Source organism: Acinetobacter sp. YH12068_T (assembly GCF_024606005.1).
In the GTDB taxonomy this organism is placed as follows: Bacteria; Pseudomonadota; Gammaproteobacteria; order Pseudomonadales; family Moraxellaceae; genus Acinetobacter; species Acinetobacter amyesii.
The window spans coordinates 2,842,751-2,856,374 of sequence record NZ_CP094555.1; the positions used below are offsets into that span (position 1 = coordinate 2,842,751).

At 41.4% G+C, this 13,624-nt stretch carries 16 protein-coding genes; 8 read left to right on the forward strand and 8 right to left on the reverse strand.

Annotated features, from left to right (window positions below; translation table 11 throughout):
• The first annotated feature begins 11 nt into the window (after positions 1–11).
• From MST18_RS13545 to truA, 3 genes are read left to right on the forward strand one after another with little or no spacing between them, the layout of a single operon-like run.
• A complete protein-coding gene (locus tag MST18_RS13545; protein WP_180132704.1) occupies positions 12–1,322 on the forward strand; it encodes a fimbrial protein FimV in 1,311 nt (436 codons plus the stop codon).
• A 49-nt stretch (positions 1,323–1,371) separates the two neighbouring features.
• Positions 1,372–2,334: an asparaginase domain-containing protein gene (locus tag MST18_RS13550; RefSeq protein WP_180132848.1), complete on the forward strand. Its 963-nt coding sequence runs from the start codon at positions 1,372–1,374 to the stop codon at positions 2,332–2,334.
• Positions 2,335–2,350: 16 nt separating this feature from the next.
• Positions 2,351–3,148 carry a tRNA pseudouridine(38-40) synthase TruA gene (truA, locus tag MST18_RS13555; protein WP_078189716.1) on the forward strand — a complete coding sequence of 266 codons (798 nt, stop codon included), beginning with the start codon at positions 2,351–2,353 and terminating at the stop codon, positions 3,146–3,148.
• 131 nt (positions 3,149–3,279) lie between these two features.
• Here truA and MST18_RS13560 read toward each other — a convergent pair whose 3' ends face one another.
• A complete protein-coding gene (locus MST18_RS13560) occupies positions 3,280–4,287 on the reverse strand; it encodes an AraC family transcriptional regulator (protein WP_078189717.1) in 1,008 nt (335 codons plus the stop codon).
• Positions 4,288–4,518: 231 nt separating this feature from the next.
• Here MST18_RS13560 and infA point away from each other — a divergent pair, with 231 nt between their 5' ends.
• The 3 genes from infA to MST18_RS13575 all read left to right on the forward strand — a co-directional run bounded on the left by infA (position 4,519) and on the right by MST18_RS13575 (position 5,829).
• Complete coding sequence (gene infA / locus MST18_RS13565) at positions 4,519–4,740, forward strand: translation initiation factor IF-1 (protein WP_001284370.1); 222 nt, start codon at positions 4,519–4,521, stop codon at positions 4,738–4,740.
• A gap of 153 nt (positions 4,741–4,893) precedes the next feature.
• Entirely contained in the window at positions 4,894–5,268 is a 375-nt protein-coding gene (locus tag MST18_RS13570) for a hypothetical protein (RefSeq protein ID WP_078189718.1), read from the forward strand.
• 114 nt (positions 5,269–5,382) lie between these two features.
• Positions 5,383–5,829: a hypothetical protein gene (locus MST18_RS13575; RefSeq protein ID WP_306670016.1), complete on the forward strand. Its 447-nt coding sequence runs from the start codon at positions 5,383–5,385 to the stop codon at positions 5,827–5,829.
• A 74-nt stretch (positions 5,830–5,903) separates the two neighbouring features.
• Here MST18_RS13575 and leuB read toward each other — a convergent pair whose 3' ends face one another.
• The 4 genes from leuB to leuC all read right to left on the reverse strand — a co-directional run bounded on the left by leuB (position 5,904) and on the right by leuC (position 9,896).
• The gene (leuB, locus tag MST18_RS13580) at positions 5,904–6,983 is read right to left on the reverse strand and encodes a 3-isopropylmalate dehydrogenase (protein WP_078189719.1); all 1,080 of its coding nucleotides are present in this window, start codon (positions 6,981–6,983) and stop codon (positions 5,904–5,906) included.
• Between the two features lie 41 nt (positions 6,984–7,024).
• Positions 7,025–7,588 (reverse strand): hypothetical protein, encoded by a 564-nt coding sequence (locus tag MST18_RS13585; protein ID WP_078189720.1) that lies wholly within the window; start codon positions 7,586–7,588, stop codon positions 7,025–7,027.
• A 109-nt stretch (positions 7,589–7,697) separates the two neighbouring features.
• Complete coding sequence (gene leuD / locus MST18_RS13590) at positions 7,698–8,348, reverse strand: 3-isopropylmalate dehydratase small subunit (RefSeq protein ID WP_078189721.1); 651 nt, start codon at positions 8,346–8,348, stop codon at positions 7,698–7,700.
• Positions 8,349–8,447: 99 nt separating this feature from the next.
• The gene (gene leuC / locus MST18_RS13595) at positions 8,448–9,896 is read right to left on the reverse strand and encodes a 3-isopropylmalate dehydratase large subunit (protein ID WP_180007147.1); all 1,449 of its coding nucleotides are present in this window, start codon (positions 9,894–9,896) and stop codon (positions 8,448–8,450) included.
• 356 nt (positions 9,897–10,252) lie between these two features.
• On the opposite strand from leuC, the gene MST18_RS13600 reads away from it, so the two are divergent.
• A complete protein-coding gene (locus tag MST18_RS13600) occupies positions 10,253–10,489 on the forward strand; it encodes a DUF2061 domain-containing protein (protein WP_111884090.1) in 237 nt (78 codons plus the stop codon).
• A 129-nt stretch (positions 10,490–10,618) separates the two neighbouring features.
• Here MST18_RS13600 and MST18_RS13605 read toward each other — a convergent pair whose 3' ends face one another.
• Positions 10,619–10,828 (reverse strand): hypothetical protein, encoded by a 210-nt coding sequence (locus tag MST18_RS13605; RefSeq protein ID WP_180131715.1) that lies wholly within the window; start codon positions 10,826–10,828, stop codon positions 10,619–10,621.
• A gap of 466 nt (positions 10,829–11,294) precedes the next feature.
• Here MST18_RS13605 and MST18_RS13610 point away from each other — a divergent pair, with 466 nt between their 5' ends.
• Complete coding sequence (locus MST18_RS13610) at positions 11,295–12,158, forward strand: LysR family transcriptional regulator (protein WP_078189725.1); 864 nt, start codon at positions 11,295–11,297, stop codon at positions 12,156–12,158.
• 592 nt (positions 12,159–12,750) lie between these two features.
• Here MST18_RS13610 and MST18_RS13615 read toward each other — a convergent pair.
• Complete coding sequence (locus MST18_RS13615; RefSeq protein WP_078189726.1) at positions 12,751–12,993, reverse strand: DUF2789 family protein; 243 nt, start codon at positions 12,991–12,993, stop codon at positions 12,751–12,753.
• Positions 12,994–13,089: 96 nt separating this feature from the next.
• Positions 13,090–13,563, reverse strand: coding sequence for a DUF2628 domain-containing protein (locus tag MST18_RS13620; protein ID WP_180132706.1), 474 nt, complete (start codon positions 13,561–13,563; stop codon positions 13,090–13,092).
• Between the last annotated feature and the right edge of the window lie 61 nt (positions 13,564–13,624).

Consider the following 13,624-nt stretch of genomic DNA (forward strand, 5'->3'; position numbering starts at 1 on the left):
GGGGTTAAAACATGCTGATTTATGTGATTCCATTAGTGATCTTAGTGATCGTATTGGTTTTTTTAAACAAACGCCAAAAAGATCAAGAATCAGATAAAGCCAAACCGACATCCACTAAAACCAAGAAAACGGGTGTTTCGGCCAAAGCGACTCCGAAGAAAACTCAAGTAGTTGAAAGCAGTGTCATTGAAAAAAAATCAATGACGCCATTAACGACCGATGCTCGTGGCAAAATTGAAAAATTAATTGCGGAACGTAATTTCTTTTCTGCTGAAGCGCAAATCAATCAATCATTAAAACGTGATAACTCACAACATGAGTTATATCTATATCTATTAGATATTCACATTTTACAAAAAGACGAATTTGCCATCAGCCAATTGCTGAGCCATATTCGTTCACTTGAACTCGATGAAATTTTAGAACAAGCTGAAGCAAAAAAAGTAGAGTTTGAAAATTCTCAAAATGTGAAAGATGATGCCATTAACTTTGTATCACCGATCACTGAAGAGGTTCCATCAAAAGCTCAAAATACCTCTGATTTTGATGCTTTAATGCAAAGTTCAACTGCTGCACCTGTTGAGCCCAAAGCAGCCGAAATTAAACCACTAGATTTTAATTTCACCACTGAAACGCCTGCAAAAGCAGACATTTCTACCCCAGTTGAAAGTGCTCCTGCTGAAAAAATACAGCCGCTTGAATTTGATACGCTTTCAATTTCACCAGAACCTGCACTTGAAGCGACACCGAAAACCGAAGAGATTGCTCAGCCATCTCCTGCCGTTGAAGAAATCAAACCGATTGATTTTGCAATGGACTTTGCCCCAAGCACTGAAGCTGTGGCTGAAACCAAAACAGAAACTGTAGAAGAAAAAATCGAGCCTTTAGATTTTTCATTTACGACAGAAAAACCAGCTGTAGAAGAAAACAAAGTTGAAGCTCCAACCTTAAACTTTGACTTAGGTGCTTTTGAAACAGCAAAAACAGAAGAAGCGGTTGTTGCTCCTGCAACAGAGTTTAACTTAGAGTCTACACCTGAAGAAAAACCTCCCGCACTTGCTTCAAGTGGTGTGAGTTTTGACATTAGCGGTTTAGGCACACCGTCAACCCCATCTGCTACAGACCAAAACGATCCATTGGTTCAATCTTTCCCTGAACTGATTGAAGTCAATGAAATTGAATTGAATCTTGAATTGGCAGCGCAATACATCAAACTAGGTGCTTATGACGCTGCACGTGAAATTTTAACTGAAAAAGAGGCTGAGTTTTCTTCAGCTCAGCGTCAACAAGCAGATCAGTTACTGAATCAAATCGCATCTTAAGCAAAAGCGATTTAAACTAAAGCAGTCTTTCAAGGCTGCTTTTTTTATGATGAAAAAAATTGCTCTTATTTATATGGGTGGTACCTTCGGTTGTATCGGTGAGCCTTTAAGCCCCATGCCAGCGAATGCTTTTTTACCTAAATTACAGCATGTGCTGCCACTACACCTAAACATTGAATGTTTTGTCGCACCTGTCATTCGCGACAGTAGTGCTTGTACTGCACCCGACTGGCTGGCACTGATCCAACAAATTCAAAGTTTACAATTACAACAATTTCAGCATTTCGTAATTATTCATGGCACAGACACGCTTAGCTATGCCAGCGCCATGCTTGCACACTTTATGGCACAGTCTGCTCATATCGTGCTAACAGGCAGCCAATATCCGCTGTTTAATGTGGCTGGTGACAACACCCGTGAATTTACCGATGCCATCGACAATTTAAATTTTGCATTGGAATCGGTACATCAATCGAGTGTTGGGGTTTATTTGGCCTTTCATCATCAACTGATGCATGCTCAATCCGCACTAAAAGTACATACAACCGATCTGAAAGCCTTTGATGGGCTGCCAGCCACACAGCCACTTTCAATGCTGACATCGCCATATTTTGTTCAAGTCAATGATTTAGACAAAGCGGCTCATTTCAATTGCCTGAATTGGATGTGGCAACCGATAACAACTGATCTACACAGTCAAAATTTAGCCGCCCTGCTTACACACACGCCAGATGTTTTAATTCTGCAAGGTTTTGGCACAGGGAATATTGCCGTTGATGCTGAATTACTCAATGTATTGAAAGCCATACAACAAAAAAATTGCAAAATTATCTTAAGTACACAGGTTGTTCATGGCGGTATAGATCAGCGCTATGCTGTGAGTGACTGGGTCAAAGATAGTGGAATATTACTGAGCAATTGTTTGGGTCATGCAGATCTTTATGCCAAATGCTTGAAAATGTATTTACAATACGGCAGTGCCGCAGACTGGACTGCGCATTGGAACGATTAAGTCATTTGAGGTAACTATGCAACGTTTTGCGATTGGGATTGAGTTTTGTGGCATGCAATACAAGGGCTGGCAAACTCAGCAACCGGGCGTACCAAGCGTGCAAGAAACCATTGAAACCGTCCTCAGTAAAGTAGCCAATGAGCCGATCATGTTGCATGGCGCTGGCCGAACAGATGCCGGCGTCCATGCAACCAATATGGTGGCACATTTCGATACTCAGGCTATTCGCCCCATTCGTGGATGGTTAATGGGCAGCAATAGCCAATTACCTCGTGACATCTCCATCCAATGGATTAAGGAAATGGATCAGGACTTCCATGCCCGCTTTAAAGCGCAAGCACGTCGTTATCGCTATGTGGTCTATAACAATCCACAGCGACCAGCTTTACTGCACAAGCAAGTGACCCATGTTTATGCAAAATTAGATGTGCTAAAAATGCAACGTGCCGCGGCCAAATTTGAAGGCACTCATAATTTCGAAAGCTTCCGTGCCGCAGCCTGTCAGTCCAATCAGCCTGTTCGTCATGTCAGCCATTGCCGTCTGATCCAACACGGATGCTACTTGGTCCTAGATATTCAGGCCGATGGTTTTTTACATCATATGGTGCGTAACATCATGGGCTGTTTGTTGGAAATTGGGCAAGGTATGTATGACGTTGACCATATTGACGATATTTTTGCTGCTGAAGATCGTAAAGCAGCAGGTGTCACCGCACCACCCGATGGACTATATTTTATCCATGCAGACTATCCAGCTCAGTTTGAACTTCCTCAAGTTCCGTTAGGACCACATTGGCTAAATATGCCTGAATAAACAATCCCTCCCAACCTCACTTTCATAGTGGGAGGAGTGTCATTTTCTCCATTATTGCTAAGCTTTAAAATGAAAGTCCCCCTTTGAAAAAGGGAGGATTCTGTTTAGGGAATACTTTTAAATGTTCAACGTTAACGCTGCTTTCGTTTACGATACTCCACAGGCGTTTCATTGGTCCAGCGTTTAAATGCACGATAGAACGTACTTGGTTCAGAAAAACCCGTTAAGTACACAATGCGCTCCACACTTTCATTGGTATTGGCCAATAATTTTTTAGCCAAACGACAGCGATAGTCTGACAAAATTTGCTGAAAACTGGTATTGGCTTCTGACAACTGAGTCCGTAAACGACGCGGGGTAATGTTGAGCTGCGCAGCGACCGTTTCAAGCGTGGTTTCACCACTTTCTAGCGTTGAACCAATAGCACGGCGAACTTCACCGACCAAATCATAACGCGCCAACTCCTGAAGTTTTTCAATCGCCAACTGCTCATGCAATTGTAATAACTCAGGTTCTGCCTGCCACAATTGATACTCTAAAATAGCCGGATCAAAATACAATCGGGTTTCTTTCTGCCCTAAGCTCACAGGGCATTCATAAACACGGAAATACTCATCATCTGGCGCGCCCTGACTAAAGTTAAAGTCGATATAAATCGGCTGAAAACGCCCTTCAGTAATAAACTTAAAGAAACGCAAAACACCGGACATCGCGCATTCAGAAAAATGACGATTCACGATATTTTCTGCCCAAGGCTGATGACCATTGGTCAAATAGCAGCGGTCATCTTCAATCACCAATTGTGCATGAAAGGCATCGCTAATTAGGCGTTGATAGGCCAAAGCTCGCTTTAAACCTTCACCAAAATTCTCAGATGAAATAAATAAGTGTTCAATCACCTGCCCTCGATATAAAGGCAAATGCTCTCCCAGATGCAAACCAATATCAGGATCTTTACTGACTTCTTCTGCAGCCACCCAGAACGCAAATTGCGCATTCAATGGGGTACGGTCATTGGTTTCAACCTGATTTAATGCCACACCCGCTTTTGTTAAAATTTCTTCTGTTGGCAATCCGGCACGACGAATCGCTTGATACCCTAAACGCAACACAACAGATGCATCAGTTAGCTGACCCACTCCAGAACCTTCCTTGTATGTACTTCATTTATACCTAAAAAGATTGATTTTAGATTAACTGCGATTGACCAAACTGACAACTGTTACTGCACATTTTTTGTTGAAAATATTTAACAGAATTGTTCGCTTATTTTACTGACAGTCGATCAGTTCAAAGCCTTTTACGGCTTGTATTCTGAAAAAAAATTGACTATAATTTGCGCCTTGCTAATTTATTCATTCAGGTAGGCTATGGCCAATAAAGAGGAACTCATCGAGTTCGAAGGCGTTGTCACCGAGACGCTTCCTAATACTATGTTCCGTGTACGTTTAGAAAACGGTCATGAAGTGATTGCTCACATCTCTGGCAAAATGCGTAAACACTATATCCGTATTTTGACTGGCGACAGTGTTAAAGTAGAAATGACACCTTATGATTTGACTAAGGGTCGTATCACTTACCGTGCGCGCTAAGTTTTAGCGAAGCGAAAAAGCCACTTTATCAGTGGCTTTTTTTGTATTTATTTCAATGCAATGATAAAAATTGACTGCAAATTTGCTTTGCTTTACAGTCTAAAAACATAAAAATTCGATTATAAAATTCAAAATATAAGGACATAAAATCATATGAAACATCTAGGATTAGTCGGTGCTATCTTTTGTGTTGCTTGCGCCACGACAGGCCAAAAGCAACTCAATCAATCCCTACAACACTATATTGGACAGCCAGCTGATCAAGTTCGTAAAGAGCTCAACTTGAGTCAATTGGGCTACAAAGTGATGGGAGCACCCGTACAAAGCAATGAAAAACTCAGTTATACCATTTTACGCTCAATGCCAATTCCGATAGGTACACCGAATATCGGCACCAGTATAGCCATGGGCGCCCCTATCCCAACGCCGTCTAAAGGTGGTGTCACTGTCGACATGGAATGTAAAATCGAGTTCAAATTACGCAATCAAATAGTTGAATCCATTGACTATGTTGGCAGAGCTTGTTGATCCTGCATGAGAATCCTAGAGGCTAATCTTGCTCAGCTGACCGTGTATCAAATGACTACAGTGTTATACAGACCGATCTGACTAAACTGAATTTATTTCGTGAGAAACTGACCCATGAAATTTATTTTAGAACATCAGGTTTACAAAGATCAGCGTTTTATTCGCCCAATATTGAGCATGGGATGCGTTCTAAGCATTGTATGTTTGGCTGGTTGTACCACGACATCAACGATATCCTCCGTTGAACGTGAACGCTATTTAGCCTCATTTATTGGTCAATCGAGCCAAACGATTCAAGCAGAACTTAATCTCAGCAAACTCGGCTATCAAAGAACCTCTCCCGTAGAGGTCAGTTCAGACTACCTTCGTTATCGTGTTACACGCCCAATCAGTATTCCTTTACCGATGGCGGAAAATCCTGTGATGGGCATGGGCAGCGGCGCTGCTGTGCCGATTCCCAGTGGAAATACACGCTATGAGGTTGAGTTAAACTGCCTTATTCAATTTCGCATAAAGCATAATATTGCAACTGATGTCCGATTAACTGGTCGCACCTGTTAGCGCATCAATTCTAGGATTGATAATTTCTAGGCACAAAAAAACGCAGCATAAACGCTGCGTTTTTTGATTCGCCATTAGTTCAATGCAGAAACTACAGCTTGACCCATTTCAACAGTACCGACTTGAGTACTGCCTTCTGACATGATGTCACCTGTACGTAAGCCTTGATCTAAGACATTACCTACTGCATCTTCAATCGCTTTTGCCGCCGCTTCTTCACGGAAGGTATAACGTAGCATCATAGCAACAGACAGAATTGTAGCTAATGGGTTCGCAATGTTTTGACCTGCGATGTCTGGCGCTGAACCGTGGCAAGGCTCATACATACCTTTACCATTTTCATCTAAAGAAGCCGATGGCAACATGCCGATAGAACCGGTTAACATCGCCGCTTCATCAGACAAGATATCGCCGAACAAGTTACCCGTCACGATCACATCAAACTGTTTTGGCGCACGGACCAATTGCATTGCAGCATTGTCAACATACATATGAGACAAGTTAATTTCAGGATACTGCTCTTCTTTTAACGCAGTTACGGTTTGTTTCCAAAGCTCAGTCACTTCTAGCACGTTGGCTTTATCCACTGAACACACTTTACCACCGCGTAAGTTCGCCATTTCAAAAGCAACTTTGGCAATACGCTTGATTTCAGATTCAGCATATACGTCAGTATTGAAACCTTGTTTTTCGCCGTTTTCGAGTTCACGAATACCACGTGGTTGACCGAAATAGATCCCGCCAGTTAACTCACGTACGATCAAGATATCCAAACCTGCTACGATTTCAGGTTTTAAGCTCGACGCATCTGCAAGCTGCGGATAAAGAATTGCTGGACGTAAATTGGCAAATAAATTTAATTCTGAACGAATTTTTAATAGGCCACGTTCTGGACGAATTGAACGCTCAATGGTATCCCACTTAGGACCACCCACTGCACCCAATAAAATCGCATCAGCAGTCTTCGCTTGTGCTGCTGTTACATCTGGATAAGGTGAACCGTGCGCATCGATCGCTGCACCACCTAAAAGACCTTGTTCCCAAGTCAAACCTAAGTTGAATTTCTCGTTTACACGTGTCAGCACTTGTTCAGCCGCTTTCACGATTTCAGGACCAATACCATCACCTGGTAAAATCAAAATATGTTTTGACATGAGTCTTTCCATTTATACGCTGGCTTGATTACCAGTCAGATTTAAAGTTTCTTTTCTACAAACTCACCAAGTCCTGTGAGGACATTGTAGGGTCGGCAGAAACGTCGAATCGTTTTTGCACCTTGCTTTAAGTCTACACAGAGCGGATCAGGCGCAGATTTATCCAGTAAACTGCCTCTGTTTTTTGAACGCTCACGGTACATTTTAAAGGTGTACTCGTGTTTGGACCTAAAGTTGTGAATGACATGCAAGCGCTCTGCTTTTTCCTGAGAAATTGGATAATAGCGAATCACGACTTCATGCTGACCTGAAGGTACAGACAAATACAAAGGATTAGGCTCAGACAATGAACGACCATTCAACCGTACAATGCCTGCTTTAATCGCAGCACGTTGTACATGTTGATTATTTGGATCAACCACTTGTATTTGATCAAAACGCTCAAATTCACAATGCGCTGTACCTGCACAGTAAATCAGAGCATTATTTTTTGTACTTTCAGTTTCTTTCACATTTTTAATGCGTGCCGTGTCAAAGCTTTGACAGGCAGAGAGCGTTGCGAACAGCGCTCCCGTTACAACCAGCTGACCGAAGAACTTTTTCATTTTTCGAACCCAACCTGATAAATTCTGGCTAACGTATAAATTTTGTTTCGCCTGATATTAGCAAGACTTAAGCCGACTGACTACTAAGAAGTTCTACAGTGACACTGACTTAAGCTTTAATTTCTGCAAATACCCAAGGGCGAGATGCTTTGGTTTTTTCTTCATAAGCACGGATATCATCGGCAGCTTGTAAGGTTAAACCGATATCATCCAAGCCATTCAATAGGCAGTGTTTACGAAATGGATCGACTTCAAATGTAAATGCTTCACCACTCGGTGTACGTACTTCTTGCGCAGCCAAATCAATGGTTAATTGATAGCCTTCAGATGCAGCACATTCTTTAAACAACTGATCGACGATCTCTTCAGACAAGATCACTGGCAACATGCCATTTTTAAAGCTGTTATTAAAGAAAATGTCCGCATAGCTTGGTGCAATGACAGTACGGAAACCATATTCTTCTAATGCCCAAGGTGCATGCTCACGGCTCGAACCACAACCAAAGTTTGCACGAGAGATCAAAATAGACGCACCTTGATAACGCGGTTTGTTCAATTCGAAATCTGGGTTAATTGGACGTTTTGAAATGTCTTGACCTAAATAGCCTTCATCCAAATAGCGCAACTCATCAAATAAGTTGGCACCAAAGCCTGTACGCTTAATAGATTTCAAAAACTGTTTTGGAATAATTAAATCTGTATCCACATTGGCACGGTCTAATGGTGCAACGATACCTTGTTCAACGGTATATTTTTTCATGTTTATTTCTCACTGAATCCGTGACCTCTCCCTAACCCTCTCCTAAAAGGAGAGGGAACTCCTTCTCCCTCAGGGAGAAGGTTGGGATGAGGGCTTAAACTAGAATGTACGCACATCCACAAAGTGACCAGCGATTGCCGCAGCTGCTGCCATTGCTGGACTCACCAAGTGTGTACGACCGCCATTGCCTTGACGACCTTCAAAATTACGGTTAGACGTCGATGCACAGTGCTCACCTGGTTGCAATTTGTCGGCATTCATTGCCAAACACATTGAGCAACCCGGCTCACGCCATTCAAAGCCTGCTTCAATTAAGATTTTATCTAAGCCTTCTGCTTCTGCTTGTGCTTTGACTAAACCTGAACCCGGTACCACCATGGCTTGCTTAATCGATGCCGCCACTTTTTTACCTTTGACCACTTCAGCCGCTGCACGAATATCTTCGATGCGTGAGTTGGTACATGAACCAATAAATACACGGTCTAATTGAATATCAGCCAATGCCTGACCCGCTTCTAAGCCCATGTAGTTGTATGCACGTGTCCAGTCATTACGCTGTACGTCATCTTTAGCTTGTTCTAAAGTTGGCACTGCTTGAGATACAGGAATCACCATCTCAGGAGAAGTCCCCCAAGACACTTGTGGCTCAATCTCTTCACCTTGCAACACCACAACAGTATCAAAATGCGCGCCTTCATCAGACACTAAAGTCTTCCAATATTCTACTGCAGCATCCCACTGTTCGCCCTTCGGTGCATATGGACGGTCTTTTACATAGGCAATGGTTTTGTCATCGACAGCCACCATACCCACGCGCGCGCCACCTTCGATCGCCATGTTACACACCGTCATACGACCTTCGATCGACATATCACGGAATACTTGACCACCAAACTCAATCGCGTGACCTGTACCACCTGCCGTACCGATTTTACCGATAATCGCTAAAACCACGTCTTTAGGAGTTACGCCCTGACCCAATTGACCGTCAACACGCACCAACATGTTCTTCATTTTCTTTTGAACTAAGCATTGAGTCGCCAATACGTGTTCAACTTCCGATGTGCCGATACCATGAGCCAAGCAACCAAAAGCACCATGAGTGGCTGTATGTGAGTCACCACAAACAACCGTCATACCTGGCAACGTTAAACCTTGCTCAGGCCCAACCACATGCGCGATCCCTTGGCGTACATCGTTGATGTCAAACTGGGCAACATCAAAAGTTTTACAGTTGTCATCTAAAGTTTGCACTTGGATACGTGAGGTATCATCTTCAATACCCGCAATACCTTCAGCACGCTCCTTAGTAGAAGTAGGTACGTTATGGTCTGGCGTTGCAACGTTAGCGCTTAAACGCCATGGTTTACGACCTGCAAGTTGTAGCCCTTCAAAGGCTTGTGGAGAAGTCACTTCATGCAATAAATGACGGTCGATATACAATAATGAAGAGCCATCATCTCGTTGTTTTACTAGATGGTCATCCCACAATTTGTCATACAAGGTTTTTTTTATTTGGGTTTCCGCTTTTTGGGTTTCGCCTGCCATGTCGATTTGCTCCACTGGACTGGGTAAATTCTTTCGTTAAATCGATTATAACCACGTATTCACATAAATCTAATTTATCATTTTTATTAGTTTAAAAACTTATAGGAATGATATTTAACTGCTGATTTCCGCTGCATTTTAAAGACCATTAATGCGTTTAAAACACGCTCACTTCAATACTTTCAGTAGATGAAACTTTAGAATTTTCTCCAACTTTTTGTTCACTTTCTGCCATTTTTAGGCAGTGATTTAGAAATTCAATGATCATAAATTGAATTTTCTCTTTTACATTGCAAATAAGAATCATTATTATTAACTCATTGCCAAGATTTATCAATTTAACAAGGAGCATTTTCATGGCACACATTAACAAGTTCGTCGAAAATAATCAGCGCATGTTCAAAAAAACCTTGAGCTATTACATCATGCATATCACGGTTGCGATGTTGGTTGGTTATTACGTGACAGGCAGTATTGCAATGGCTATTACATTAAGTTTACTTGAACCAACTGTTCAAGCGGTTGCCTTTTTCTTCCACGAAAAAGTCTGGGAAAAGAAAGATAAAGCTGTAGAGGAAAATATCCCCGCTTAATCCAACCCTGCTCCTTGTAAAAAAACCACCATCACGGTGGTTTTTTTTATGATCTTTAAACGTTCTTTTACTCCATCCACTTTAACTTTCTATTCATTTCATCCTATAGATTCAATTGTAGACAGATCATCAAAGCTTGGTTTTTTGCTGTAAGACCAGCTGACCATGCGCCTCAACCAATTGTTCTATCGCAAGAATCAGTTTGTTTTTTGCCGCATTACACTCCGCTGCTGCACGGTTTTCGTCGTCTTCGTCATCTGCGATTTCATATATTGCACAGCGCTTTTCGACTGTCCCTTCAAAAATATCCAATAAATTTTTAATGTGCTTAATATCCATCGCCTTCTCCCTGTGAGGTACGCTATCGCTAATCGATGCCGCCCTGACTGTACCTGTTACTTTAATTATTCACTGAAAAGTATGTTCCCCAAGCCATCAAAACTTGAGTTCATTTTTGTTTTAGTTCAATGCTGAGTTAAAAGAAACGCCATCGCTCCTCTTTAATTCAAACGGTTGAAATACTTTTCAGCCCTGTATTTTTTATATTATGCATAACTCTGGTTTCGGTTTAAAAAACAACTTTGTAACAACGCATTTGAGCTGAAAACGTCACAGCTCCATCTCAAATCATGCAACAATCAAGCACTCGAATAACGCTATAGAACTCGAAAAATCCCCTCAGATTTAATGCGTAGTATGACTTGAACGCCTAGTTTTAAATCAAAAGATACAACTTTCCCTTTGATTTATTCTTAAAATATTATAACAATGAGACTAAGCATAAAAATTCTTTATAGGAATGAAGATGAATCTCGCAGCCTTTGAAGCCTTTGTAAAAGTTATGGAAACTGGTTCGATCTCTTTGGCAGCAGATCAGCTCTTCATTACGCAACCTGCTGTAACCAAGCGTATTCACAGTTTAGAAGAATACTTCGGTGTCAAACTTTTTGAATCCGCGGGTCGTGGTGTTCAAGCGACGCATGCAGCAAACTCTCTCTTGCCAAAAGTAAAAAGCTGGCTGAATGAGTTGGGCGATATTCACCATACGCTCAGCCATGAGCAAGGTCAGGTTCAAGGTAAACTGAAAATTGGTACCAGCCATCATATCGGCTTACACCATTTACCGGCGCATTTGCGTCAATACGTACAGCAATTTCCAGAAGTGACCTTAGATGTACACTTTGTTGATTCTGAACAAGCCCATGAGCAAGTTTTGGCTGGCGACTTAGAATTGGCATTTTTAACTTTACCGCCACAAGGTGACAGCCGTTTAAAATACATTACGACATGGAATGATCCACTGGTATTCGTGGTTGCACCTTTCCATCCTTTGGCGCAAGTTGAACATTTAACCTTAGAAGATTTGATCCAATACCCGAGTCTGTTACCTGCAGCGCAAACCTATACCAGTCAAATTACCTTAGCTGAGTTTGAAAAGTATGGACTCAAGCCGAAAGTCACCATGAGCAATAACTCACTTGAGTCGATTCGCATGTTGGTTTCAATTGGTCTTGGTTGGTCAGTCCTTCCTAAAACCTTATTGAACCAAGATTTAAAACAACTGAATTTACCTTCAAACATGAATCGTCAATTGGGCATGGTATGGCACCCAGGCCGTACTCAGTCACTTGCTGCACAAAAGCTGGTTGAATTGATGAAACACATCTAATTCATTTTTTTGCCTACAAAATTCAATTATTAATCAAGCCACCGCTATGGTGGCTTTTTATATTCATCTGTTTAAGCATTTAGAAAAAGCGAATGACTTGATTAGCCAAGTGTTGAACAGTCCTTGTTGAATAGTCATCATAGACAATGCAGTGACCTTCAAATCTGCCATCAATATTTGTAGCTTTGCTCAAGGTCAGCAATAGATGCTCTTACTTATTATGAAAGTTCAACCTCTTTTCACTGATGTTATACAGTAACATCAGAAGTGCAATTTGATTCAAATATAAGAACGAGGCAAGGTCATCCGCAAGTGTTTGAGATAGGACTACTTCTCATCAAAAATGTTTTTGCGATACTTTGAATAATTAGACGGTAGTGAACGAGTTTTGCGGATGACAATGGTTTTGGGTACTTTTGCCGAAGGCCAATCAATTTATTCAATTCCTAGATGTAAGACTTCGTTGAATAGATTTAAAAATCATTTTAAAAACACGAAATAACTTTTACGTACGTAACATCAGTTTTTCAGTAAAAATGGGATCACCTATTTCAGCCGATCCCATTAAAAAACAAAGGAAAACCCGTCAGTTTTACTTCGTCAACGAATCTTCATGTAATGATTCATTCAATTGATCGACAATAATCGCCCATTCACCATCTGACTTAATTTTTTCGGCCAAGAACTGGCGCTGAGCATCTGTCCAATAATCTGCTTCGGTGATTTTAGTTTGGGCACTGAGTTGATGCGTCACGATAAATAAAGCAATCGCGTCTTCACTCGAATCTAAACCCAGTTGTTCAAATAGATGAGTCATGCGTGGACGTACACTCATTGTCATTCTCCGTGTTAAAACTTATTATTTATGGATACAAAATTATTCTGTTTTAAGGATATAACATGGAATGAACACGCACTCAATTACAGAATTCTATAGCGGTGAAAATTGAATAAAAGGCAAACTGAGCATAATCATCACGACAGATTGAATAAATACCAACAATAAAGGTAGCCCCCAGTTCACTCCCCCTTCTTCAGCAAACACCTGTTCACTATATTTTGGCTGCTGCATATAGGCTTTGGTCTTTTGCACCGCAAAATCGCTATATAAACGCTTTCCGATCCCTGCGAGTACGACGTTAGGAATCAATGCTAGCCCCATCAAGACTTGTTCAGGCACACCGATGATGAGTGCCAACATGCTAATCAAAAAACCAACCGCAAAGAATAAGAAGAAATAGCGGTACATCTTTCGATAGAGTAACCAATAGGGTCCAAAAATTAGCCCTGCCCAACTCAGACCATTGTTCTGTCCAACTTGTTGTTCAATGAAATTTAAATAAGATTGAGCACGTGGCCCAATAAAGATTTGAATTAAATGTTTAAAAGAAGCTTCTGTCTGCATACGGAGCGATAGTTCAAATAAGTGAGTCGAAGGTTAATCAAAAGAACATCAAATAAAAAAG

Coding starts and splice junctions, on each gene's coding strand:
- MST18_RS13545 (WP_180132704.1), top strand. CDS start 12: ATGCTGATTTATGTGATTCCATTAGTGATCTTAGTGATCGTATTGGTT.
- MST18_RS13550 (WP_180132848.1), top strand. CDS start 1,372: ATGAAAAAAATTGCTCTTATTTATATGGGTGGTACCTTCGGTTGTATC.
- truA (WP_078189716.1), top strand. CDS start 2,351: ATGCAACGTTTTGCGATTGGGATTGAGTTTTGTGGCATGCAATACAAG.
- infA (WP_001284370.1), top strand. CDS start 4,519: ATGGCCAATAAAGAGGAACTCATCGAGTTCGAAGGCGTTGTCACCGAG.
- MST18_RS13570 (WP_078189718.1), top strand. CDS start 4,894: ATGAAACATCTAGGATTAGTCGGTGCTATCTTTTGTGTTGCTTGCGCC.
- MST18_RS13575 (WP_306670016.1), top strand. CDS start 5,383: ATGAAATTTATTTTAGAACATCAGGTTTACAAAGATCAGCGTTTTATT.
- leuB (WP_078189719.1), bottom strand. CDS start 6,983: ATGTCAAAACATATTTTGATTTTACCAGGTGATGGTATTGGTCCTGAA.
- MST18_RS13585 (WP_078189720.1), bottom strand. CDS start 7,588: ATGAAAAAGTTCTTCGGTCAGCTGGTTGTAACGGGAGCGCTGTTCGCA.
- leuD (WP_078189721.1), bottom strand. CDS start 8,348: ATGAAAAAATATACCGTTGAACAAGGTATCGTTGCACCATTAGACCGT.
- leuC (WP_180007147.1), bottom strand. CDS start 9,896: ATGGCAGGCGAAACCCAAAAAGCGGAAACCCAAATAAAAAAAACCTTG.
- MST18_RS13600 (WP_111884090.1), top strand. CDS start 10,253: ATGGCACACATTAACAAGTTCGTCGAAAATAATCAGCGCATGTTCAAA.
- MST18_RS13605 (WP_180131715.1), bottom strand. CDS start 10,828: ATGGATATTAAGCACATTAAAAATTTATTGGATATTTTTGAAGGGACA.
- MST18_RS13610 (WP_078189725.1), top strand. CDS start 11,295: ATGAATCTCGCAGCCTTTGAAGCCTTTGTAAAAGTTATGGAAACTGGT.
- MST18_RS13615 (WP_078189726.1), bottom strand. CDS start 12,993: ATGAGTGTACGTCCACGCATGACTCATCTATTTGAACAACTGGGTTTA.
- MST18_RS13620 (WP_180132706.1), bottom strand. CDS start 13,563: ATGCAGACAGAAGCTTCTTTTAAACATTTAATTCAAATCTTTATTGGG.